Origin of the sequence: Hydrogenophaga atypica (genome assembly GCF_042665215.1) — a bacterium.
In the GTDB taxonomy this organism is placed as follows: Bacteria; Pseudomonadota; Gammaproteobacteria; order Burkholderiales; family Burkholderiaceae_C; genus Hydrogenophaga; species Hydrogenophaga defluvii_A.
In genome coordinates, this window is record NZ_JBHTCA010000015.1 from 1 (window position 1) to 22,756 (window position 22,756).

26 protein-coding genes are annotated in these 22,756 nt (G+C 67.7%); 14 read left to right on the forward strand and 12 right to left on the reverse strand.

The window, feature by feature from the left end; genetic code table 11:
* Window positions 1–292: transposase (locus ACFQPB_RS16260; protein ID WP_382225470.1), on the reverse strand; the 292-nt coding region annotated here is incomplete at its 3' end.
* Window positions 293–374: 82 nt separating this feature from the next.
* Complete coding sequence (locus ACFQPB_RS16265) at window positions 375–1,274, reverse strand: LysR family transcriptional regulator (protein ID WP_382225473.1); 900 nt, start codon at window positions 1,272–1,274, stop codon at window positions 375–377.
* A gap of 114 nt (window positions 1,275–1,388) precedes the next feature.
* Between ACFQPB_RS16265 and ACFQPB_RS16270 the strand changes: the two genes are divergently transcribed.
* The 5 genes from ACFQPB_RS16270 to ACFQPB_RS16290 all read left to right on the forward strand — a co-directional run bounded on the left by ACFQPB_RS16270 (window position 1,389) and on the right by ACFQPB_RS16290 (window position 7,829).
* A complete protein-coding gene (locus ACFQPB_RS16270) occupies window positions 1,389–2,789 on the forward strand; it encodes an MFS transporter (RefSeq protein WP_382225475.1) in 1,401 nt (466 codons plus the stop codon).
* 127 nt (window positions 2,790–2,916) lie between these two features.
* Window positions 2,917–3,651 carry an ABC transporter ATP-binding protein gene (locus tag ACFQPB_RS16275; RefSeq protein ID WP_382225477.1) on the forward strand — a complete coding sequence of 245 codons (735 nt, stop codon included), beginning with the start codon at window positions 2,917–2,919 and terminating at the stop codon, window positions 3,649–3,651.
* Window positions 3,652–3,655: 4 nt separating this feature from the next.
* Window positions 3,656–6,025: an ABC transporter permease gene (locus ACFQPB_RS16280; RefSeq protein WP_382225481.1), complete on the forward strand. Its 2,370-nt coding sequence runs from the start codon at window positions 3,656–3,658 to the stop codon at window positions 6,023–6,025.
* Window positions 6,022–7,248: an efflux RND transporter periplasmic adaptor subunit gene (locus ACFQPB_RS16285; RefSeq protein ID WP_382225483.1), complete on the forward strand. Its 1,227-nt coding sequence runs from the start codon at window positions 6,022–6,024 to the stop codon at window positions 7,246–7,248. Before ACFQPB_RS16280 ends, ACFQPB_RS16285 begins: the two co-directional genes overlap by 4 nt.
* Window positions 7,245–7,829, forward strand: a complete 585-nt coding sequence (locus ACFQPB_RS16290) for a flavin reductase family protein (RefSeq protein WP_382225485.1) — start codon at window positions 7,245–7,247, stop codon at window positions 7,827–7,829. The genes ACFQPB_RS16285 and ACFQPB_RS16290 overlap by 4 nt, the downstream gene beginning before the upstream one ends.
* On the opposite strand, the gene ACFQPB_RS16295 is transcribed toward ACFQPB_RS16290, so the two are convergent.
* A complete protein-coding gene (locus tag ACFQPB_RS16295; protein WP_382225488.1) occupies window positions 7,816–10,074 on the reverse strand; it encodes a xanthine dehydrogenase family protein molybdopterin-binding subunit in 2,259 nt (752 codons plus the stop codon). The genes ACFQPB_RS16290 and ACFQPB_RS16295 overlap by 14 nt on opposite strands.
* 13 nt (window positions 10,075–10,087) lie before the next feature.
* Window positions 10,088–10,561: a (2Fe-2S)-binding protein gene (locus tag ACFQPB_RS16300; RefSeq protein WP_382225491.1), complete on the reverse strand. Its 474-nt coding sequence runs from the start codon at window positions 10,559–10,561 to the stop codon at window positions 10,088–10,090.
* Between the two features lie 167 nt (window positions 10,562–10,728).
* Between ACFQPB_RS16300 and ACFQPB_RS16305 the strand changes: the two genes are divergently transcribed.
* Together ACFQPB_RS16305 and ACFQPB_RS16310 are read left to right on the forward strand one after the other, a co-directional pair.
* Complete coding sequence (locus ACFQPB_RS16305) at window positions 10,729–11,670, forward strand: AraC family transcriptional regulator (RefSeq protein WP_382225494.1); 942 nt, start codon at window positions 10,729–10,731, stop codon at window positions 11,668–11,670.
* A gap of 70 nt (window positions 11,671–11,740) precedes the next feature.
* Window positions 11,741–12,061 carry an Mpo1-like protein gene (locus ACFQPB_RS16310; protein ID WP_382225497.1) on the forward strand — a complete coding sequence of 107 codons (321 nt, stop codon included), beginning with the start codon at window positions 11,741–11,743 and terminating at the stop codon, window positions 12,059–12,061.
* Between the two features lie 3 nt (window positions 12,062–12,064).
* Here ACFQPB_RS16310 and ACFQPB_RS16315 read toward each other — a convergent pair whose 3' ends face one another.
* From ACFQPB_RS16315 to ACFQPB_RS16325, 3 genes are read right to left on the reverse strand one after another with little or no spacing between them, the layout of a single operon-like run.
* Window positions 12,065–12,235, reverse strand: coding sequence for a response regulator (locus ACFQPB_RS16315; protein ID WP_382225500.1), 171 nt, complete (start codon window positions 12,233–12,235; stop codon window positions 12,065–12,067).
* The gene (locus ACFQPB_RS16320) at window positions 12,235–12,369 is read right to left on the reverse strand and encodes a hypothetical protein (protein ID WP_382225503.1); all 135 of its coding nucleotides are present in this window, start codon (window positions 12,367–12,369) and stop codon (window positions 12,235–12,237) included. The genes ACFQPB_RS16315 and ACFQPB_RS16320 overlap by 1 nt, the downstream gene beginning before the upstream one ends.
* Window positions 12,370–12,404: 35 nt before the next feature.
* Window positions 12,405–13,616 carry a YihY family inner membrane protein gene (locus tag ACFQPB_RS16325; protein WP_382225506.1) on the reverse strand — a complete coding sequence of 404 codons (1,212 nt, stop codon included), beginning with the start codon at window positions 13,614–13,616 and terminating at the stop codon, window positions 12,405–12,407.
* A 22-nt stretch (window positions 13,617–13,638) separates the two neighbouring features.
* Here ACFQPB_RS16325 and ACFQPB_RS16330 point away from each other — a divergent pair, with 22 nt between their 5' ends.
* The 7 genes from ACFQPB_RS16330 (at window position 13,639) to ACFQPB_RS16360 (ending at window position 18,647) form a co-directional block, all read left to right on the forward strand.
* Window positions 13,639–14,076, forward strand: coding sequence for a DUF2069 domain-containing protein (locus ACFQPB_RS16330; RefSeq protein ID WP_382225509.1), 438 nt, complete (start codon window positions 13,639–13,641; stop codon window positions 14,074–14,076).
* Entirely contained in the window at window positions 14,073–15,491 is a 1,419-nt protein-coding gene (locus tag ACFQPB_RS16335) for an FAD-binding oxidoreductase (RefSeq protein WP_382225512.1), read from the forward strand. The genes ACFQPB_RS16330 and ACFQPB_RS16335 overlap by 4 nt, the downstream gene beginning before the upstream one ends.
* Before the next feature lie 2 nt (window positions 15,492–15,493).
* Window positions 15,494–16,195, forward strand: coding sequence for a glutamine amidotransferase (locus ACFQPB_RS16340; RefSeq protein ID WP_382225515.1), 702 nt, complete (start codon window positions 15,494–15,496; stop codon window positions 16,193–16,195).
* 107 nt (window positions 16,196–16,302) lie between these two features.
* Window positions 16,303–16,602, forward strand: a complete 300-nt coding sequence (locus ACFQPB_RS16345) for a type II toxin-antitoxin system CcdA family antitoxin (RefSeq protein WP_382225517.1) — start codon at window positions 16,303–16,305, stop codon at window positions 16,600–16,602.
* Window positions 16,603–16,606: 4 nt separating this feature from the next.
* Window positions 16,607–16,921 carry a CcdB family protein gene (locus ACFQPB_RS16350; protein WP_382225519.1) on the forward strand — a complete coding sequence of 105 codons (315 nt, stop codon included), beginning with the start codon at window positions 16,607–16,609 and terminating at the stop codon, window positions 16,919–16,921.
* A gap of 1 nt (window position 16,922) precedes the next feature.
* Window positions 16,923–17,741 carry a thymidylate synthase gene (locus tag ACFQPB_RS16355; protein ID WP_382198849.1) on the forward strand — a complete coding sequence of 273 codons (819 nt, stop codon included), beginning with the start codon at window positions 16,923–16,925 and terminating at the stop codon, window positions 17,739–17,741.
* The gene (locus ACFQPB_RS16360; RefSeq protein WP_382225522.1) at window positions 17,742–18,647 is read left to right on the forward strand and encodes a DMT family transporter; all 906 of its coding nucleotides are present in this window, start codon (window positions 17,742–17,744) and stop codon (window positions 18,645–18,647) included.
* Between the two features lie 14 nt (window positions 18,648–18,661).
* Here ACFQPB_RS16360 and ACFQPB_RS16365 read toward each other — a convergent pair whose 3' ends face one another.
* From ACFQPB_RS16365 to guaD, 5 genes are all read right to left on the reverse strand, one after another.
* Window positions 18,662–19,696, reverse strand: coding sequence for a hypothetical protein (locus ACFQPB_RS16365; protein WP_382225525.1), 1,035 nt, complete (start codon window positions 19,694–19,696; stop codon window positions 18,662–18,664).
* A gap of 48 nt (window positions 19,697–19,744) precedes the next feature.
* Window positions 19,745–20,116: a cupin domain-containing protein gene (locus ACFQPB_RS16370; RefSeq protein ID WP_382225528.1), complete on the reverse strand. Its 372-nt coding sequence runs from the start codon at window positions 20,114–20,116 to the stop codon at window positions 19,745–19,747.
* A gap of 3 nt (window positions 20,117–20,119) precedes the next feature.
* Window positions 20,120–20,692, reverse strand: coding sequence for a dCTP deaminase (gene dcd, locus ACFQPB_RS16375; RefSeq protein ID WP_382198845.1), 573 nt, complete (start codon window positions 20,690–20,692; stop codon window positions 20,120–20,122).
* Window positions 20,693–20,773: 81 nt separating this feature from the next.
* Window positions 20,774–21,391 (reverse strand): LysE family translocator, encoded by a 618-nt coding sequence (locus tag ACFQPB_RS16380; RefSeq protein ID WP_382198844.1) that lies wholly within the window; start codon window positions 21,389–21,391, stop codon window positions 20,774–20,776.
* A 21-nt stretch (window positions 21,392–21,412) separates the two neighbouring features.
* Window positions 21,413–22,711 carry a guanine deaminase gene (gene guaD, locus ACFQPB_RS16385; protein WP_382225531.1) on the reverse strand — a complete coding sequence of 433 codons (1,299 nt, stop codon included), beginning with the start codon at window positions 22,709–22,711 and terminating at the stop codon, window positions 21,413–21,415.
* Window positions 22,712–22,756: the final 45 nt, after the last annotated feature.

Sequence of the window (22,756 nt, forward strand, 5' to 3'; positions counted from 1 at the left end):
TGTTCAGGCCCACGAACCAGCGGTACAGCAGGTTGTAGTTGACCGCCTCGACCAGCTGGCGTTCGCTGCGGATGGAGAACAGGATTTGCAGCAGCAAGGCCTTGAGCAGCATCTCCGGCGGCACCGAGGGGCGGCCACGGCGGGCGTACACCGCTTCGAACTCGCGGTTCATGCTCGACAGCAGCGCATCCACCACGGCGCGCAACTTGCGCAGCGGGTGTGCCGCTGGCACTCTTTCTTCAAGGCTGATGTAGCTAAACATCGCCCCCTGGAAGTCTTGGTTGCCTCTCATCTTTATCGTCGCAGTTGTTGCGGGATGACTTCAGATCGTAGCGGCCGACGCGGACGCTCGCAGGGGATTTTTCAACGGCCTGTTAGCCCATCACACAAACCTCCCCCACCACCCCCCTAAACCACCCATGCCCCCCATCCCCCTGAAACCGGGGATGCCAGAACATGGCGATGCTGAATTCGGGCGTCGCAAACGGCAGGGCAAAGGTGTGCAGGCCGTCGCGCAAATGCTCGGTGTGCCGCTCGGGCACACAGGCCACCACATCGGTGCCACGCGCCAGCGCCAGGGCAGCAACAAAGCCGCCGGCAATGGCGGCCACGTTGCGCTCCAGGCCGAGTGAGGCCAGGGCTTCGTCCACGGGGCCGCCCAGCACACCCCGGCGCGAGGCGATGACGTGGCGGCTGTGGGCAAACACCTCGGGCGTGAGCGCCGCGCCGGCCTTGGCCAGGGGGTGGCTGGGGCGCACCACGCCCACCCAACGGTCGCGGAACAGGGCCTGGGTGCGCAGTTCGGGGCCCATGTTGGCGCCCAACACGCCGGTTTCCAGGTCCACGGTGCCGTCGCGCAGGGCGGTGCTGTCTTTGTCGGTTTTCTGAACGAAGCGCAGGCGCACGCCGGGGGCCTGGGCGGCGGCGCGTTCAACCAGGGCGGCGCCGAAGTTTTCAACAAAACCTTCGCTGCAGCGCAGGGTGAAGGTGCGTTGGAGTTCGGCCAGGTTGAGGGCTTGCAACGGGCGCAGCACGGCTTCGGCCTCGTGCACCAGGGGGCCTATGCGTTCGCGCAGGGCCAGGGCGCGGGGCGTGGGCACCAGGCCGCGCCCCGCGCGCACCAGCAGCGGGTCGCCGGTGGTTTGGCGCAGGCGGGCCAGGGCGCGGCTCATGGCCGAGGGGCTCAGGCGCAGGCGTTGGGCGGCGCGGGCCACGTTCTGCTCGGTCAGCAGCACGTCCAGCGTGACGAGGAGGTTGAGGTCGGGCATGGTCATCACAACACCATACGCTGGTATGGCGTTTGGTGCACTGATTCATTGCACGCCGTGCGTCTTCCGCCATGGGTGCCGCGTTCCTAGCATCGGCTCATCCCCTCAACGGAGCCATTCATGGACACAACAACCCCCCTTCCCTCCACCCCGGCGCCGCGTGGCGTGCTGGCCGGCCTGGGCCTGGCCATGCTGCTGCCGGCGCTGGGCACCAGCATCGCCAACGTGGCGCTGCCGGCCCTGGCGCGGCAGTTTGTGCTGCCCAGCACCCACGTGCAGTGGGTGGTGATTGCCTACCTGCTCACGCTCACGGCGGCGGTGGTGGCCGCCGGCCGCCTGGGCGATGTGTGGGGCCGGCGCCGGCTGCTGCTGGCCGGGCTGGCGCTGTTTGCCCTGGCCTCGCTGGCGGCGGGCGCGGCGCCCGGCCTGGGCTGGCTGATTGCCGCGCGGGTGGCGCAGGGCCTGGGCGCGGCGGTGATGATGGCGCTGACCCTGGCCCTGGTGGGTGAGGTGGTGCCCAAGGCACAGGCCGGCAGCGCCATGGGGCTGCTGGGCACGCTGTCGGCCGTGGGCACGGCGCTGGGCCCCAGCCTGGGCGGGCTGCTGCTGGCCACCTGGGGCTGGCAGGCGGTGTTCTGGGTGAACGTGCCGCTGGGCCTGGCGGCGCTGGCCCTGGCCTCGTGGCAGTTGCCGCTTGACCGCGCCACCCCGGCGCGCAACGTGCGCTTCGACCACCTGGGCACCGCCCTGCTGGCGCTGAGCCTGACGGCCTACGCCCTGGCCATGACCTTGCAACCGGGCGCCTGGGGCACGCTCAACACCGGCCTGCTGTTGACAGCGGCGCTGGGCCTGGCCGCCTTTGCCTGGGTGGAAACGCGCGCCCCCGCCCCGCTGCTGCGCCTGCAAACCCTGCGCCTACCGGCCGTGGCCACGGGCGTGGCGGTGAACGCGCTCATCACCACGGTGGTGATGGCCACCCTGGTGGTGGGCCCCTTCTACCTGGCCGGTGGCCTGGGGCTGGACGCTGCGCGCATGGGCCTGGTGATGACCACCGGCCCGGCGGTGGCCGCGCTGGCGGGCGCACCCGCCGGCAAGCTGGTAGACCGCCTGGGCGCCACCCGCGTCACCTGGGCGGGCCTGCTGTTGATGCTGGCCGGCAGCGCCGCCCTGCCCTGGGCCTCGGCCACCTGGGGCGCGCTGGGCTACGCCGCCGCGCTGGCCCTCATCACCGCCGGCTACGCCAGCACCCAGGCGGCCAACAACACCGCCGTGATGGCCAGCGCCCCGGCGGACCAGCGGGGCCTGGTGTCGGGCCTGGTCAACCTCTCGCGCAACCTGGGGCTGATCACCGGGGCATCGGCCATGGGCGCGGTGTACCAGTGGGGCGCCACCGCAACCACGGCAGCCGGTGGGCTGGATGCCCTGGCCGGGCTGCGGCTGGCGTTTGGGGTGGCAACAGGCCTGTTGGTGTTGGCCATGGTGGTGGGCGCCATGGGCATGCGGGTGACGCACCGTGGATAAACACCGCCAAACGCTGATACTGCTGCTGCTGGCGCAGTGGTGGCCAAGCCGCCACATGGGTGCATGACACACCACCTTCTTGACGCGCGTCATCCTTCTGAATAGGCAGCCTGCCCATAATGGTCTGATGCCAACCCCGACGCCCGCCACATGCGTTTTCACTGCCCGTTCCCTGACCAAAACCTATGGTGAGGGCGACACGGCGGTGCTGGCGCTGCGGGGCGTGGACCTGGACATCGTGCGCGGCGAATTTGTGGTGCTGCTGGGCGCCTCGGGCAGCGGCAAGTCCACGCTGCTCAACATTCTGGGTGGGCTGGACACCGCCACCAGCGGCTCGGCCCGGTGGACCCACAACGGCCAGACCCATGAGCTGATTGGCGCAGACGACGCCGAGCTCACCCGCTACCGGCGCGAACACGTGGGCTTTGTGTTCCAGTTCTACAACCTGATCCCCAGCCTGACCGCTGAGGAAAACGTGGCCCTGGTGACCGACCTGGCCGACGACCCCATGGACCCGGCCGACGCGTTGGCGCTGGTGGGTTTGACGCCCCGCAAACACCACTTTGTGTCGCAGCTTTCGGGCGGCGAACAGCAACGCGTGGCGATTGCCCGCGCCATTGCCAAGCGCCCAGCGGTGTTGTTGTGCGACGAGCCCACCGGCGCGCTCGACTGCGCCACCGGCATCATGGTGCTGCAGGCCATCGAACGGGTGAACCGCGACATGGGCACCACCACCGTGGTCATCACCCACAACGCGCCCATTGCCGACATGGCCGACCGCGTGCTGCGCCTGGCCGATGGCCGCATCGTCGACAGCCACACCAATGCGCACAGGCAGCCGGCATCGGCGCTTTCATGGTAGCGCCGTGACCGCGTTGCAAACCAAACTCTGGTGCGATGTCGCCCGCCTGCGGGCGCAGGTCATCACCATCGCGGTGGTGGTGGCCATTGGCGTGGCGGGGTTTGTGGGCATGTTTGCGGTGCACGATTCACTGCAAAGCTCGCGCGACGCGTTCTACCGCGACAACCGCCTGGCCGACCTGTTTGCCGGCGTCAAGCGCGCGCCGGCATCGCTGGGCGCGCGCATTGAAGCCCTGCCCGGTGTGGCCGAGGTCAAGCTGGGTGTGGTGTTCGACGCCCAGGTTGACCTGCCCGGCGTGCTGCAGCCAGTCACCGGGCGCTTCATCGGGCTGGACCTGCCCAGCGTGCATGCCAACCGCCAAGGCCTCAACCGGCTGACCCTTCGCGCCGGCCGCTGGCCCGAGCGTGACGGCCAGATCGAGGCGCTGGTGAGCGACAGATTTGCTGCAGCGCGAAACCTCCAGCCCGGCGATGTGGTGCACGCCATCCTCAATGGTCGGCTGCAGCGCATCCACCTGGTGGGCACGGCGGTCACACCCGAGTACGTGTTTGCCTCGCAAGGTGGCGCCCCCGACGACACCAGCTTTGGCATCTGGTGGATAGACAGCCAGCGCATGACCGAGGCCTTTGACATGCAGGGCGCCTTCAACCAGGTGGCGCTGCGCTTGCACGCGGGTGTGCCAGAGCAGGCGGTGCTGAACGCGCTGGACCACCTGCTGGAACCCTACGGCAGCCTGGGCGCCGTTGGCCGCGACCGCCAACTCTCGACCAAGATCGTCACCGACGAACTGGCCCAGCTCCAGGTCATGGGCACGGTGCTCCCGGCCATCTTCCTGGCCGTGGCCATGTTCATCCTCAATGTGGTGCTCAGCCGACAGGTGGCCACCCAGCGCAGCCAGATTGCTGCGCTCAAAGCCCTGGGCTACGGCGACGTCGCCATCGCCTGGCACTACACGCAGCTTGCGCTGCTGATTGCCGGCCTGGGCGTGGCGGTGGGGCTGGCCTTGAGCCAGTTCATTGGTCGCGGCATGCTCAGCCTGTACGACGAGGTGTTCCGCTTCGACCGACTGGCGTACGCCACCGACACCGGGCTGGTGCTGGTATCGGCGCTGGTGGCCGCACTGGCCGCTGCCGCTGGCACCTGGACAGCCATCCACGCGGTGGTGCGGCTGCGCCCTGCGCAGGCCATGTTGCCGCCGGCGCCACCGGCCTACACCGCCACGCTGCTGGAGCGCCTGGGCCTGGGGCGCTTCATGTCCACCGGCGCGCGCATGGTGGTGCGCAACCTGGAGCGCCGACCGCTGCGCGCGGTGTTCACCGTCACCGGCATCGCGTTGGCGGTGGCGCTGCAGATATCGGGGGCCTTCTGGCTCGACGCGATCGCCCACATCGTGGACGTGCAGTTCCGGCAGGTTCAGCAGGGTGACGTGCTGGTCAACTTCCACCGGCCGGTGCCCCTGGACGCGGTGCGAGACCTGCGGCGCCTGCCCGGTGTCATTGACGCCGAAGGCTACCGCACCGAGGCCGTGAAAATCACGCTGCGTGGCACCACCAAAGACACCGCCGTCATGGCACTGCGTGGCGATGCGCGGCTGATGCGACTGGTGGACGAAAAACGTGGCGCGCTGGCGCTGCCTCCCGAAGGGGTGGTGCTTTCGGGCCTGTTGGCGCAGGCGTTGGGCGCGCGTGTGGGCGACCGGGTGCAGATCCGGTTTCGGCTGTGGAGCCAGCGCACGGTGGAGGTGACGGTGGCAGACATCGCCCACACCATGTTTGGCCAGTTGCTGTACATGAACCTGGACACGCTCAACCCCCTGGCAGGTGACGGCAACGGCGTGGCCGACGCCGCCCTGCAAGTGGACCCGCAGGCGATGGACGCTTTCTGGGCTGCGGTGAAGACGGCACCGCTGATCAACTCGGTGTTCGACAAGGCCAGCACACTGACCGAATTCACCCACCGCACCCAGCGCAACATGGGCGTGTTCAGCGGCATCCTCACACTGTTTGCGGTGGCCATGGCAGTGGGCATCATCTACAACGCGGCGCGCATCTCGCTGTCTGAGCGCGCCTGGGAACTGGCCAGCCTGCGCGTGCTGGGCATGACGCGGGCCGAGGTCTCGGTGCTGCTCTTGGCAGAGTTGCTGGCCGAACTGCTGTTGGCCCTGCCTTTGGGCGCGCTGCTGGGCTGGGGCCTGGCATCGCTGATGATGCGGCTGATGGCCAGTGACGCGATCGATTTTCCCGTGGTCATCGAACCCGCCACCTACGCGTCGGCCGCGCTCATCGTGCTGGCCGCCGGCGTGGTGAGTGCCCTGCTGGTGCGCCGCCAGATCGACCGGCTGGACCTGGTTTCCGTCTTGAAAGTGCGTGAATGAACAACAACTCTCACAACGGCGGCGCCAGACGCCGCTGGCTCATCGGTGGCCTGGCCGTGGTGGCCCTGGCCGCAGTGCTCTGGGCCGCCTACCGGCCCCGCCCGCTGGTGGTGGAAACCGCCACCGTGGCCGAGGGCCGGTTTGAACAGGTCATCGAGGAAGACGGCCGCCTGCGCCTGCTGCAACGCTACACCGTCACTGCGCCCACGGCGGCGCAGCTGCAGCGCCCCACGCTCAAGGTGGGCGACGTGGTGCGGGCGGGCGACGTGGTGGCGGTGTTGGCGCCTTCTGCCCCGGCCATGATCGACACGCGCACCCGCAGCGTGTTGCAGGAACGTGTGGGCAGCGCCGACGCGGCGTTGGCAGCCGCAGCCGCCAACGCTCGGCGCCTGCAGGCGGCACTGGCCCAAGCCACACTGGAGGCCGAGCGTGCCAGCCAACTCGCCCGAGACAACTTCATTTCGCCCTCTGCCCGTGACCAGGCCCAACTGGGACGCGAGGCCGCACAGCAAGCACTGCGCGCCGGCCAGGCCCAGCAAGCTGCGGCCGCGCATGCCCTGGGCGAGGCCCGGGCCGCCCTGCAGCGCGCGCAGCCCAGCGCCCCCACAGGCCCCGGCCTGTGGTCACTCACCAGCCCTGTCGCCGGCCGAGTGCTCAAACTGCACAAGGAAAACGCCGAACCGGTGAACGTGGGCCAGCCCCTGCTGGACATTGGTGACACGGCCGCGCTGGAGGCGGTGGTGGACGTGCTCTCGGGCGACGCGCCTCGCGTCGCACCTGGCGCCGCAGTGCAATTGGCCACCGGCCGCAACCAGCCGCCTCTGGTCGGCCGGGTGGCCCGCATCGAACCACAAGCCTTCACCAAAGTGTCGGCGCTGGGCATTGAGGAGCAGCGCGTCAACGTGGTGGTGGCGCTCGATGCCAACCCGGATGCTTTGCAGCGTCTGGGTGACGGCTTTCGGGTGGACGCGCGAATCACTGTGTCGGCCCAGGACGGGGCGCTGCTGGTGCCCTCGGCCGCGCTGGTGCGCCAGGGCGATGGCTGGCGCGTTTTTGTGGTGGAAGGCGGCACGGCACGCGCCCGTGTGGTGCGCTTCAAAGACCGCCACGCCGACAGCGCCTGGGTGCAAGATGGCATCCAGGCGGGAGACACGGTGGTCTTGTACCCCGGCAACACCCTGACCGACGGGCAGCGGGTGCGCGTGCGAGGCCAAACACCATGACCCACTTTGCCCCCGTTGCCCTGCCCCACGCCAACCGCCTCATCAACCACGGCCCCACGGTGCTGATCACCAGCGTGTTTGAGGGCCGGCGCAATGTGATGGCGGCGGCCTGGTCCATGCCGGTGGAGTTTTCACCGCCGCGTGTGGCGGTGGTGATCGACAAAAGCACCTTCACCCGCGAGCTGCTCACCGCCCACGGTGGCTTTGGCCTGTGTGTGCCGGCCACGGCAGCCATTGACCTGACTTACGCGGTGGGCAGTTGCTCAGGGCGCGAGGTAGACAAGTTCGCGCAGTGGGGGATTGAGGCCACGCCCGGCCCGGTGCTGGGCGTGCCGCTGATCGAGGCCAACTGCCTGGCCTGGATGGAATGCCGGCTGATCCGCGAGCCCCACACCGAGGACGCCTACGACACCTGTTTTGCCGAAGTGGTGAGCGCCGCCGCCGACAGCCGCGTGTTTGCCCACGGGCACTGGACGTTGAACGGCAGCAACGCCGCGCTGCGCAGCATCCACCACCTGGGGGGTGGGCTGTTTGCGCGCGCGGGCGAAGGCATTCAGGCGCAGGCCCTCAAGCCAGCTTGAACGGCAGCTCGCGCAGCGGCTTGCCGGTGAGGCGGCTCACGGCGTTGGCAAACGCTGGCGCCAGCGGCGGCAGGCCGGGTTCACCCATGCCGGTGGGCGGCTCGGCGCTGGGCACGGTGTGCACGCTGATGGCCGGCATGTCGGTGATGCGGGCCACGGTGTAGTCGCCAAAGTTTTGCTGCTCAACCACGCCATCTTTCAAGGTGATGGCCGCGCCGGGCAGGCACATGCCCAGCCCCATGAGCGCGGCGCCCTGCACCTGCGCTTCCACCGTGCGCGGGTTGACCACCAGGTTGCAATGCACCCCGGCCGTGACCTGGTGCAGCACCGGCTGGCCGTCCTTCACCGAGGCTTCGACCACATAGGCCACCACCGACTCGAACGACTCGTGCACCGCCACGCCCCAGGCGCGGCCGGCAGGCAGCGTCTTTTTGCCGTAGCCGCTCTGGTCCACCGCCAGTTGCAGCGCGGCGCGGTGGCGCGGGTGGTCGTTGCCAAACAGCTTCATGCGGTAGGCCACGGGGTCTTGGTTGGTCTCGCGGGCGATCTGGTCGATCAGCGTTTCCATGACAAACGCTGTGTGTGTGCTGCCCACGCTGCGCCACCACAACACCGGCACATTCACCTTGGGGTGGTGCACCGTGAGCCGCATGGGCAGCGGGTACGGGGCGCGCATGCCTTCCACGGCGGTGATGTCGATGCCGTTCTTCACCATCATGCCCTCGAAGGGCGAGCCGGCGACGATGGACTGGCCGACGATGACGTGGTCCCACGCCAGCACCTGGCCGCTGGCGTCAAAACCCACCTGCGCGCGGTGCAGGTGCATGGGGCGGTAGTAGCCGCCCTTGATGTCGTCCTCGCGGCTCCACAGCGTGCGGATAGGGGCACGCACACCGGCGGCCTGCGCGGCCTTGGCGATGGTGCAGGCCTCGACCAGGTAGTCGCTGGTGGGAATGGCGCGGCGGCCAAAGCCCCCGCCGGCCGATTGCACCAGCACCTTCACCTGCTCGGGCTTGAGGCCCAGCGTGCGCGCAGCGGCCATGCCGTCCAGCCCCGCCATTTGCGAGCCCACCCACAGCGTGGCGCCCTGCTCGCTCAGCTCCACCGTGCAGTTCAGCGGCTCCATGGGCGCGTGCGCCAGGTAGGGGAAGACGAACTCAGCTTCGATCTTTTTGGGCGCGTTCGCCAGGGGCGCCATGTCGGCGTCGAAGTGTTTGGCACCAGGCTGGCCGGCCAGCGCGCGGTACTGCGCCAGCTGCGCCACGCTGTCCACCTTTTCCACCGCGCCGCTGTCCCATTCCAGCTTGAGCGCATCGCGTGCCGTCTTGGCGGGCCAGTAACCGTCGGCCACGATGGCCACGCCCTCGGCGCCACGGTCCAGCGGCACACGCAGCACCGCCTTCACACCTTTGATCGCGCGGGCCGCCGTGTCGTCCACCGACTTCAGCTTGGCGCCAAACACCGGCGGGCGCGCAATGACGGCGGTGAGCTGGCCGGGGCGGCGCACGTCGATGCCGAAGTCTTGCTGGCCGCTGCTTTTGGCGGCGGCGTCCAGCCGCGTGGTGGGCTGGCCGATGAGGCGGAACTGCTTGGGGTCTTTGAGGGTGACGGTGGCGGGCACCGGCAAGGCCTTGGCGGCATCGGCCAGCTCGCCATAGGCGGCGCGGCGGCCACCGGGGCCGATCACGACGCCGCCTTCGGTGCGCAGGCTGCTGGCGTCCACCCCCCAGCGCGCGGCGGCGGCCTGCACCAGCATGGCGCGGGCGCGGGCGCCCAGTTCGCGGTACTGGGTGAAGCTGTTCTTGATGGAGTTGGAGCCGCCGGTGAGGTGCATGCCAAACAGCGGGTCGGCGTAGGCCATGTCGTTGGTGCCCAGCTGGCTGCGCACTTTGCCCCAGTCGGCGTCCAGCTCCTCGGCCAGCACCATGGGCAGCGCGGTCTGCACGCCCTGGCCAAATTCGAGGCGGTTGACGGTGACGGTGACGGAGCCGTCGGTGGCGATGGCCACAAAGGCACCGGGCAGTTGGGTGGGCTTGAGCGCGGCGGGCACGGCAGCGGCCCCTTGGGCGTGCGACAGTAGCGGGAACACCCCCAGCGCAAAGCCGCTGGCGGCGCCGAGCTTGAGGAAGCTGCGGCGCGGCAGTGCGGCGACGGTTTCGACTTCGAGGGCTTGCTCACGCGCCAGCAGTTGCTGCAGGGCGCGTGGGAGTTCTTGGGCGTGGTCGGTGATGGCGTGGCTGAACATGGTGCGGGCTCCTTCAGGCCAGGGTGCGGGCGGCGTCGGCCACGGCGGCGCGGATGCGGGCGTAGGTGCCACAGCGGCAGACGTTGCCGGCCATGGCGCCGTCGATGTCGGCGGCACTGGGCTGTGTGCCCTTGGGCAGCGATTTGAGGAAGGCGGTGGCGCTCATGATCTGGCCGCTCTGGCAGTAGCCGCACTGGGCCACGTCGTGTTTCACCCAGGCATCGCGCACGGCCTTGCCGACGCGGTCATCGCCGCCGGTGACGGCTTCGATGGTGGTGATCTGCCGGCCTCCCACGCTGCCGATGGGGGTGACGCAGGAGCGGGTGGCCTGGCCGTCCACGTGCACGGTGCAGGCGCCGCACAGGGCCGCGCCGCAGCCGAACTTGGTGCCGGTCAGGCCGAGCGAGTCGCGCAGGGCCCAGAGGATGGGCGTGGAGGGATCGACGTCCAGCCGCTGGGCGCGGCCATTGACTTGCAAGGTGGTCATGGTTTCTCCTGGGGTTTTTGTGGCACCGTGATGGGGCCGAAGTGTCCTGTCAAACGGCCAGCGGCGCTAGCCAAAACATGCGCCATGCTTGCCCAATCCTGCGCGTGCGCCACACAAACAGGCAAGCCCGGCTACCATGCGGCCCCATGCCACCCAGCGCCCAGGCCATGCCCGATCCTTCCGCCCCCGACGCCCTGCGCGACACCCGCACCTCGCTGGCCCGGCGCATTCTGGAGCGCGTGGAAGTGGGTGATGGCGCCCCCCTGCAGCCGCCCGAGATGCCCGGGCTGATGATGATCCGGCTGGACCAGCCCATCCTGAACACCTGCAGCGTCTACGAACCGTGTGTGGCCTTGATCGTGCAAGGGGGCAAGCGTGTGCTGCTGGGCGACGAGACGCTCACCTACGGCGAAGACCGCTACCTGATCGCGTCGATGGACCTGCCGGTCAAAACCGCCGTGATGCAGGCCAGCCCCGAGCGACCGTACCTGGGCGTGGCACTGCGGCTGGACTGGCGCGAAATTGCCTCGTTGATGCTGGAGATGCCGCCCGCCGCGCCACGCAAGGTGGAGCCCGACAGCCGCGCCATGACCACCGGCGCGGTGACGGCACCGCTGCTGCAGGCCTTCGACCGCTTGTTGGCACTGCTGGACCAGCCAGACCACATCGCGGTGCTGGCGCCGCTCATACGGCGCGAGATCCACTACCGGCTGCTGGCGGGCGAGGCCGGCGCACGGCTGCGCCAGATCGCCACGGTGGACACGCAAAGCCACCAGGTGGCCCGCGCCATCGCACAACTCAATGCGCGTTTTGCCGAACCGCTGCGCATCGAGGCGCTGGCGCGCGATTCGAGCATGAGCCTGTCCACCTTCCACCACCACTTCAAAGCCCTCACGGCCATGAGCCCGCTGCAATACCAGAAGCAATTGCGCCTGGCCGAAGCGCGCCGGCTGATGCTGTCGGAGCGGGTGGACGCCTCGACCGCTGCCTTCCGCGTGGGCTACGAAAGCCCTTCGCAGTTCAGCCGCGAATACCGGCGACTGTTCGGCGCGCCGCCATCCAAGGACATCGCCGGCATCCGCCTGGCGCCCACACCGGCGCGGGTGTGAGCGCGCTACAGTGGGGCACCGAGCGTCCCCGCAGAGGCGCCGCAGCAACACCCCACCAGAGGAGACACACATGACACCAACCGCCAACCCCGCGCAAATGCACAGCTTTGCCGAGTTCTACCCCTTTTATCTGAGCGAGCACAGCAACCGCACCTGCCGGCGGCTGCACTTTGTGGGCTCGACGCTGGGGCTGGTGTGCCTGGGCACGGCCCTGGCCACGGGCAACGCCTGGTGGGTGCTGGTGGGCCTGCTGTGTGGCTACGCCTTCGCGTGGATGGGCCACTTCGGCTTTGAGAAGAACAAGCCCGCGTCCTTCAAGCGCCCGCTCTACAGCTTCATGGGCGATTGGGTGATGTACAAGGACATCTGGACCGGGCGCATCCCGTTCTGACACTCAGGACTCGGGCGGCAGCACGTGCAGGCCCGGCGGGGCGTCGCTTTGGTTGAGCACGCGGGTGATGCGTGCCTCAAGCTGTGCGGCCGAAAACGGTTTGAGGATGAAGTCCGTCACGCCGCCGCTGATGGCGCTGTGGACCTGCTTGGTGCTGTTTTCGCCGGTGATCATCACAAACGGCAGGGGCGCCAGTTGCGCACCGCGCGTACCTGCTTGAAGCCCAGCGCCTGCAACAGCCGCACCAGGATGCTGCGCATCTCTTCCATGTCCTCGGCCACCAGCACGCGTATCGAAGCGAAGTCCATGCCCGTCCTGCTGAAAATGATGGGCCGATTGTCGCTCAGACCGCGGCATCCAGGGCGGCATCCAGGGCCTGCTGCAGGCGCATCTGGGGCAGCAAACCCTGGTCCCAGATGAAATCGGTCGAGCGCCCCGGACCCAGCAGCAGGCGGCGCATCAGCGGCTCCAGCGTGGTGTCGACGGGGTCAATCAGCAAAGCGTAGCCGCCGCCGTCCTCCAGCCGCCCCACCCAGCCCAGTGCGGTGAGGGCATCGAACACATCCTGCAGTTGCAGCGACTCCACATGCAGGCGGCGCGCCAGGGTGTCCACCTTCACCACCGCGCGGCCACCGCGTCGCGCGATCGCCAGCTGGCGCAACACCTCCAGCGACAGCTGGAACGCCGCGCCGGGCGTGTCACCCCGCCAGGCGATACCGCCCAGCAGCGTGGGCAGGTAGGCGGCGATCACCGCCCCCAGCAGCAGCACCACCCACATCAGGTAAATCCACAGCAACAGGATGGGCAGGGCCGAAAAGGCACCGTACACCGCCGAAAACGTGGGCACGGCCTTGATGTAGAGCACCAGCAAGCGTTTGGCGATGTCCAGCCCCAGCGCCACAAACAGGCCACCAGCCAGGGCGTGGCGCCAGCGCACCGCCGTGTTCGGCACGTAGTGGTACAGCGCGGCCGCGACCAGCACCGACAGGCCGAAGTCGATCAGGTCCAGCAGCAGTTGCAAGCTGTCGGGCATGGCGGCCACCAAACCGCGCGAGACCGACGCCACATAAGAGGTGAGCGCAATGCTCCCGGCCAATGCCAGCGGCCCCAGGGTGAGCACGCCCCAGTAGATGAGCACGCGCTGCCCGAGCGGGCGTGGCTGGCGCACACGCCAGATGGCGTTGAAGGTGCGGTCGATGGTGAGCACCAGCGACACGGCCGTGACCACCAGCACCCCAAAACCCACCCAGCCCAGGCGGCTGGCCTTGTTGGCAAATTGTGTGAGCGCGCCAATCACCTGTTTGGCGATGGGATCGGGGATGAGGTTGGCCCCCAGCCACTGCTGCAGGCTGACCTGCAATTTGCCGAACATGGGAAAGGCCGAAAACACGGCCAGCACCACGGCAAACAGCGGTACCAGAGAAATCAGGGTGGTGAAGGTGAGGCTGCTGGCGGTGTTGCCCAGGCGGTCTTCGCGGAAGCGCTGCAGCAGCGTGCGCCCGGTGTTGCGCCACGGGAAGTCCTGCAAGGCCCGGATGGCGTCATCGACTTTCATGGGCCGGTATCATGCCACCACGATGATCGAGCCCCCTGCGTCCCCCTCCCCGGCACCCGCCTCTGCCACCCCTCCAACACCCCCTGCCGCCCACGTTGGCCAAAGCCGCACTGCCGCCGTGGCCAGCCTGCTGGGCCTGATCGTGCTGGGCCTGGCCTGGGAGCTGTGGCTGGCGCCGCTGCGCCCGGGCGGCTCGTGGTGGGTCATCAAAATTGTGCCGCTGCTGCCCGCCCTGCCCGGCCTGCTGAAAAACCGCATGTACACCTACCGCTGGCTCAGTCTGATGGTGTGGCTGTATTTCACCGAAGGTGTGGTGCGCGCCACCAGCGAAAGTGGCCTCAGCGCCGGGCTGGCGACCCTTCAAGTGGTGTTGTGTGTGGCGTTGTTTGTGGCCTGCACCCTGCACATCCGCCTGCGCCTGCGCGACGCCAAAGCCTTGAAAACCGACACCGCCGCATGAGCACACTGATCGCCCATCTCCGCAGCACCGTGGGCGCCGCCCACGTGTTGACGCACGACGACCCAACCACCGACCTGAGCGCGTGGGAGCAAGACTGGCGAAAGCGCGCCCATGGCCGCGCGATGGCCGTGGTGCGCCCAGGCAACACCGCTGAGGTGGCGGCGGTGGTGAAGGCCTGCGCGGCGGCCGGTGCGAGCATCGTGCCCCAGGGCGGCAACACCGGCCTGGTGGTGGGCGGCGTGCCCGACAACAGCGGCACCCAGGTGCTGCTGAGCCTGACCCGCCTGAACCGCGTGCGTGCCATCGACGGCGCCAACCTCACCATGACGGTGGACGCCGGCTGCGTGCTGCAAAACCTGCAGACCGCCGCGGCGCAAGCGGGCTTCCTGTTCCCGCTGAGCCTGGCCGCCGAAGGCAGCTGCACCATCGGCGGCAACCTGGCCACCAACGCCGGCGGCACCCAGGTGCTGCGCTACGGCAACACGCGCGACCTCTGCCTGGGCCTGGAGGTGGTGACCGCCCAGGGCGAGGTGTGGGACGGCTTGAGTGGCCTGCGCAAGGACAACACCGGCTACGACCTGCGCGACCTCTTTGTGGGCAGCGAAGGCACGCTGGGCATCATCACCGCCGCCACGCTCAAGCTCTACCCACAGCCGGCCGCCAAACTCACCGCCTGGGCTGCCGTGCCCTCCATGCAAGCGGCGGTGGAATTGCTGGGCCTGGCCCAGCAACGCCTGGCCGCCGGCCTCACCGGCTTCGAGGTCATGGGTCAATTCGCGCTGGGCCTGGTGGACAAACACTTCCCCCAACTGCGCGTGCCGCTGTGGCAGGACACGCCTTACTGCGTTCTCTTGGAAAACAGCGACTTCGAAAGCGAGGCCCATGCGCGAGGCTTGTTCGAGTCGTTGCTGGAAACCGCGTTCGAACAAGGCACCGTGACCGATGCCGTGGTGGCCGAGAACCTGACCCAGGCCAAGGGCCTGTGGCACATCCGCGAGAGCATCCCGCTGGCCCAGGCCGAGGAAGGCCTGAACATCAAGCACGACATCAGTGTGCCGGTGTCAAGCATTCCCGCTTTTTGTGAGGCCACCGACGCCGAGCTGCAGCGCGCCATCCCTGGCATGCGCCTGGTCAACTTCGGCCACCTGGGCGATGGCAACCTGCACTACAACGTGCAGGCGCCTGAAGGCGTGGACGGCAAGGCCTTTTTGCGCGACGAAGAAGAACGCATCAACACCCTGGTGTTCGACGCCGTGGCGCGCTTTGGCGGCTCCATCAGCGCCGAACATGGCGTGGGCTCCCTCAAGGCGACCAAGCTGCCGCACTACAAAAACCCGGTGGCGCTCAGCCTGATGCGCGCCATCAAAACCGCACTCGACCCCCAAGGCCTCATGAACCCCGGCCGGGTCATCTGAACATGACCGCCTCCCTCACCAAGCCGCTGCTCATCCTCAAGGTGGGCAGCACGCACCCCCACATCGCCGCCGAACTGCAGGACTTCGAGCACTGGATTCAGGCCGGCCTGCAAGACCCGGCCCTGCCTGTGACCGTGGTCGATCCACGCGCGGGCCAGGCCTTGCCGGCCCAGGCCGACATTGCCGGCGTGGTCGTCACCGGTTCGCACAGCATGGTCAGCGACCGCGAACCCTGGAGCGAAGCCGCCGCCGCCTGGCTGCGCGACGCTGTGGCCGCCGAGGTACCCGTGTTGGGCATCTGCTACGGCCACCAGTTGCTGGCCCACGCGCTGGGCGGCAAAGTGGGCTACCACCCCCAGGGCATCGAACTGGGCACCGTGCCAGTGAGCTTGCATGACGCTGCGCAGGATGACCCGCTGTTCGCCGGTCTGCCCACCCAGTTCGACGCCCAGGCCGCCCACCGCCAGAGCGTGCGCCGCCTGCCCGACGGCGCCACCCTGCTGGCCGGCAACGATTTTGAACCCCACCATGCGTTTCGTTTTGGCTCGCGTGCCTGGGGCGTGCAGTTCCACCCCGAGTTCGGCGAAGCCGCCACCCGTGCCTACCTCGCGACGCTCAACGACGACGCACCCGAAGGCGCGGTGCGCCCCACCGACGTGGCGGCCTCGGTGTTGCCGCGTTTTGCAAGCATCGTGAGGGGCTGAGGCACAACAAGCCGTGTCGAATGGCCCAACTGGCTGGCCCCGCAACAGACGCGCCACACAGCCGCCATGCGCATAAAATCTGCGCATTCCATCCGCTGGAGCCCGCCATGATCCACTTCGAGAACGCGCCCAAAAAGGCCACCAACCTCACGCTCAACGCCAAGGTGCTGGAGATGGCCAAGTCCATGGGCATGAACATCTCGCAGACGGTGGATGCGTTGTTGGCCAAAGAAGTGGAGAGGCGCTATTGGGAGCGCTGGAACGAGGACAACAAGGAGGCGGTGGCGGCGTACAACGAGCGCATCCGCCGTGATGGCATTTGGGGTTCGCAATACCGCAGCTTTGCCCGCGGCCTGGGCGACGGGCGTGAAACTGACGAAGCCCCTTCCAGCCAGAAGGCGGCCTGAGCCCATGGCGCGCTACGACGTCTACGCCAACCCCGACAAAACCGAACACCGGCACACGCCTTTTGTGCTGGACGTGCAAAACGACCACATCGACGCGGTTGAAACGCGCATCGTGATCCCGTTGCGCGATGCCCGGGTGCACGGTGCCCGGTTGGACCGCATTCACCCGCTGTTCCGCATTCAGGAGCGCGACGTCGTGCTAGACACCCCCACCATGGCCACGTTTCCGCGCGGCTGGCTTCACCAACCCGTGGCCAGCCTGCGCAGCGAACAAAGCCTGGTGCAAGATGCGCTGGACGCCCTTTTTGGCGCTTATTGACATGACCCACCCCCGCCCCATCCGCTCCCAATACGAAGACTTCATGCGCCATGTGCACACACACGGTGTGTTCAAGGCCGACCGCACCGGCACCGGCACACGCAGCGTGTTCGGCCACCAGATGCGGTTTGACCTGAACGAGGGTTTTCCGCTGGTGACGACCAAGAAGGTCCACCTCAAGTCCATCATTCAAGAGTTGTTGTGGTTCCTCACCGGCTCCAGCAACAACCACTGGCTCAAGGAGCGCGGCGTCAGCATCTGGGATGAGTGGGCCGACCCCGAAACCGGCGACCTGGGGCCCGTGTACGGCGTGCAGTGGCGCAGCTGGCCCACGCCAGACGGCGGGCACATCGACCAAATTGCCGAAGTCGTCAAGACGCTCAAGACCAACCCCGATTCACGCCGCATCATCGTGAGCGCCTGGAACGTGGCCGAGCTGAGCAAGATGGCGCTGATGCCTTGCCACGCGTTTTTCCAGTTCTACGTGGCCGACGGCAAGCTCTCTTGCCAGCTCTACCAACGCAGCGCCGACATCTTTTTGGGTGTGCCCTTCAACATCGCCAGTTACGCGCTGCTCACCCACATGCTGGCGCAGCAGTGCGACCTGGCCGTGGGCGATTTCATCTGGACCGGGGGCGATTGCCACATCTACAGCAACCACACCGAACAAGTTGAATTGCAGCTGAGCCGAGCGCCCTACCCCTACCCCACGCTGCACATCAAACGCCGCCCCGATTCCATCTTCGACTACCAGTACGAAGACTTTGAGGTGCTGGACTACCAGTGCCACCCGGCCATCAAGGCACCGGTGGCCGTTTAAGTGCTCACCCGCAAACAACTCTGGGTGCTGGTGGCCCTCACCCTGATGTGGGGTGTCAACTGGCCGATGATGAAGCTCTCGCTGCGGGAGCTGTCACCGCTGTACTTCCGCGCGCTCACCATGACGGGCGGCGCGCTGTGGCTGTTTTTCTTCTTCCGCGCGCGTGGTGTGCGCATGTGGCCACGTTGGTCGGCGGGTGGCGGCGAGTGGCGCAGCGTGGTGTGGCTGGGCCTGCCCAACATCCTGGGCTGGCACACGCTGTCCATTCTGGGTGTGCGGGAGCTGGCCTCGGGCCGCGCGGCGGTGCTGGGTTTCACCATGCCCATCTGGACGGTGTTGCTGGGCGCGGCCTTTTTTGGCCAGACCCTGACGCGGCGCGTGCTGCTGGCCGTGATCGCCGTGAGCGCGGCCATCGCCCTGCTGCTGGCCGACGAGCTGGCCTCGCTTTCGGGCCGGCCCATGGGCATTGTGTGGATGGAGCTGGCCGCCATCTGCTGGGCCTTGGGCACGCTGATGATGCGCCGCGCCCAACTGACGCTGCCGGTGGAGGCGCTCACGGTGTGGATGATGGGCACCTCGGCCGCCGCGCTGTGGGTGATGGCTGCGCTGCTGGAACCTTGGCCCAGTTGGCAATTCAGTCCGGTGATGTGGGCCGCCCTGGCCTTTGGCGTGTTCATCAACTACGGTGTGGCACAAATCATCTGGTTCGGCCTGGCACGTCACCTGCCCGCGTCCACCAGCGCCATGAGCATCATGGCCATCCCGGTGATTGGCACGCTGTCGGCCACCTTCATCACCGGCGAGGTGCCGGGCTGGCAAGACGCGCTGGCGGTGGTGTGTGTGGTGGTGGCCATTGCCGCCGTGCTGGCGCCTGGCCGCACCGCCGAAGCCCGGGCACCGGTTTGACGCGCGCTGGCGCCTCACTGGACCGGTTCAAGCAACCCTGGGTATTGGCGCAAGAGGCGCTCTCGGCCTTCGGCAAGCCCTGCGCACATGCGCAGCGCAGACACCTCCTGCCCAGGCACGTTTTGCCCGGCCTGCGCCGTTGACGTGGGTTCACACGCCACCCGGCGTGCGTGGTAGGCGGTCACCTCCTCCGGCCTGCCCGCAGGTTGGGCGGCGCGCGCCGCCATCAGGCGCTCTTGAAAGCTGAGGTGCCGATCAAAACAAGCTTGCGGTTGGCCGCCACGCAACCACAGCGGCGGGGTGCCGTCTTCATACAGACACAGGGTCTGCCTTGCGCGGACCGTCTCCATGCGTTGGGCCGCTTCATGGCTGTCAGCGAACAGCACCGCCGTGTCGTCCGCGTTCAAGTCCCTGCTGGGGTGGTAACGATCGGCCCAGGCCAATGCGCGGGCCTGAAAGTCAGGCGCCTGCATGTCGAGGCGGGTGTAGATCATCAACACCTCGTCGCCTCTGACATCGCCAGGCCGGCTGTGCCCCATCAAAAACGGCTCGGTCACCAGGCCAGACCGGGCGGTCATGGCAATGGGCGCCACCAGCGGCAAGGCAAGAAGCACGGCGGCCACAGGGTCGCGCAGCAACGACAGGCTTGGCCAGCGCGCCGTGACCAACAAAGCCAGCGTCGCATCACACAACAAGAACAAGCCCATCGGGTTGCTGGCCCACTGCCAGCCCGGCCAATTGCCGCCGGAGCGCCACGAGACCCACATGCCGTCCAGGCGCAGCAGCCACAGCAGCCCCGCCAGCGCCAGGCCCAGCAGCAAGGCCTGCAAGCGTGCAGCGACGCGGTCGCTGGCGCCGGGGATGAGTTTGACCAGCACCGCGCACAACACAAACGAGGGCACATGCAAGGCACCACCCGCCACGGGCAACGGCCACAGCAGATCGGGCAAGGCCGCTCCACCCCACAGGCCCGACCACCCCAGCGCGTGGCCCAGCAGCGCTGGCAGCAACCAGGCCAGCGGCAACCAGATCAACAGGTGGGGGCTCATGCAGCGGTCACGGTGGCCTGTGCGGGGAAAAGCGCCCGGACGACGCGCCTACTCGCAGATGACGTAAATCTTGCTCAAGGTTTCCAGCACCTCGAACGAGCCGGTAAAGCCCGGCGGGATGTGGATGGCCTGGCCCGGCCCGGCCTCCTGCACCTGGCCATCATCGCCATGCACCCGGCAACGCCCTTCGACCACGGTGAACACCTCTTGTTCGGTCGGCCCCATGGCGATGCGCCAGTGGCCGACCTCGCTGCGCCACACGCCCGAGTAGAAACGGCTCGCGCCCGCCAGATCGGTCTCGACCGCGCTCCAGGTGTCGCGGCGGGGGTTGCCACTGATGAGGCGGTCGGTCTGGGGATGGGACACCTCGGGCTCCCCCGTCACCGGCAAACCGAAGCCGCTGAGTTTCAAGCTGGACATGGCTCAGGCCCTCGGCAGCGTGACACCGTGCTGGCCCTGGTACTTGCCACCCCGGTCCTTGTAGCTGACCTCGCACACATCGTCGGCGTCGCTCTCGAAAAACAGCACCTGGGCACAGCCCTCACCCGCGTAAATTTTGGCTGGCAGCGGCGTGGTGTTGCTGAACTCCAGCGTCACATACCCTTCCCACTCGGGCTCGAACGGGGTGACGTTGACGATGATGCCGCAGCGCGCGTAGGTGCTTTTGCCTAGGCAAATGGTCAACACGTTGCGCGGAATGCGGAAATACTCCATGGTGCGCGCCAACGCAAAGCTGTTGGGCGGGATCACACAGACATCCTTGTTGATGTCCACAAAGCTGTTTTCGTCAAAATTCTTCGGGTCCACCACGGTGCTGTGGATGTTGGTAAACACCTTGAATTCGGGCGCGCAGCGGATGTCGTAGCCGTAGCTGCTGGTGCCGTAGCTGATGACCTTCTGGCCGTTCACCTGCCGCACCTGGCCCGGCTCGAACGGCTCGATCATGCCGTGCTGCTCGGCCATGCGGCGTATCCACTTGTCGCTCTTGATGCTCATGGGGTGTCTTTGCGTGTTGCGGTGTGCGGTGGCCACGATTGTAGGCACAGCGCCTGCCTGCCGGCGCCCCGCGCACAGACCTCAGGCCGCGCGTTTGGCCATGGCCAGGCCCAGGCCAAAAGCCACAAACGTGGTCCCTGCGAGCCGGTTCACCTGGCGCCCACCGCGTTCCGTTCGCAACCACCGCTGGGCGCCACGTGCGAACAGCGCGTACCCCGAATGAATCAGCACCACCAGGGCGCTGTAGGTCATTACCAGCGACACGAACTGCGGCGCGTAGGGCTGCGCCGGATCGATGAATTGCGGAAACACAGAGAGAAAAAAGAAGATGGCCTTGGGGTTGGTGAACTGCAAAGACAGCCCCTCGGCAAACCGCCGCCCAAAAGACCCAGCGGGCGACGACGAGGTGGTGAACACAAAGGGCGGTGAACGCCAGAGCTTGATGCCCAGGTAAATCAGGTAGGCAGCACCGACCAGCTTGAGCACAGTGAAGGCCAGCGCAGAGGAGGCCAGCAGCGCACCGGCGCTGGTGGCAGACACTGCCGCCACCACCGAGGCGCCGGTGGCAATGCCCATAATGCCACCCAGCGCCGGCCTGAAGCCAAACCGCAAAGCATTGCTCAGCGTCATCACCACGCCAGGGCCGGGGCTCAAAACGGTCACGGCGGCCATGGCCACAAACAAGGCGTACAGCTTCATGTCGGGAGGCAGGATAAAGTTTCAGCGCCCAGCGATCACCGTGCGCTCGATCAGCCGGTCGTCGCCCAGCACGATCAATGCGAACAGCAATTCCTCCAGCGAGTTGGCCTGCGCCGTCTTGCGCGCCAGCAGCGGCGTGGCGTCGGGGCGGATGACCACGAAGTCGGCCTCGTGCCCGGGCGTGAGGTTGCCCACCACACCACCCAAACCGAGGGCGCGCGCGGCGCCGGCCGTGTGCTGCCACCACAGCTGCGAGGGTTTGAGGCTGATGCCCTGCTTGAAGGCGCCGCCACCGGTGACACCCGCGCGGCCCACGTGGTAGGCCGCCAGCATCGTGTGGAAGGGGCTGAAGCTGGTGCCACCGCCCACGTCGCTGGCCAAGCCGTAACCCATGCCGGCGCGGTCGGCCGCGACAAAATCGAAAAAGCCGCTGCCCAGGAACAGGTTGCTGGTGGGGCTGACAGCCGCCACAGCGCCGGTGTCGCGCATCAGCGCGCGGTCGTTGTCGTCGAAGTGGATGCAGTGGGCGTAGACCGCGCGTTCGCGCAGCAAGCCAAATTCGCGGTACACGTCAAGGTAGGAACGCGCCTGCGGGTACAGCTCGCGCACCCACTTCACTTCGTCCAGGTTCTCGGCCACGTGTGACTGCACCCACACGCTGGGGTGGGCTGCGGCCAGCTCGCCCGCGCCGCGCATCTGCGCATCAGAGCAACTGGGGGCAAAACGCGGTGTGATGGCGTAGCCCAGGCGGTCCACGCCGTGCCACTTGTTGATCAGGGCCTCGGTGTCGAGCAGGCTTTGTTCGGTCTGGTCACGCACACCGTCGGGCGAGTGGCGGTCTTGCAGCACCTTGCCAGCGATCAGGCGCAGGCCACGTGCTTGTGCCTCGGCCATGAGCGCATCGACCGACTGGGGGTGCGAGGTGGCGAAGCTCAGCGGCGTGGTGACACCGTTGCGCGCCAGTTCGTCGAGAAAAAAACGCGCCACATCGGCCGCATAGGTGGGGTCGTGGAAGCGCGATTCGTGTGGGAAGGTGTAGTTCTCAAGCCAAGGCAGCAGGCCCTCGGCGGGCGAGCCGATGACGTCGGTCTGGGGGTAGTGGATGTGCAGGTCCACGAAGCCGGGGGCGATCAGGCGCCCCGGCAGGTGCTCGATGGCGACGCCGGGGAAGCGGTCCTTCAAAGCGTTGAAGTCCCCTGCGGCGCGCACCACCTGTTGGCCCTGGGCGTCGGGGCCGAGCACCAGCAGGCCATCGGCGTCGTACAAGGGGGTGTGGTCGTCGTCGGAAAAGCGCAGCAGCGCGGCACGGTAGGCTTTCATGACGGCGAGCGTAGCGCAAGACCGCCGCGCCGACATGCGCCAGGC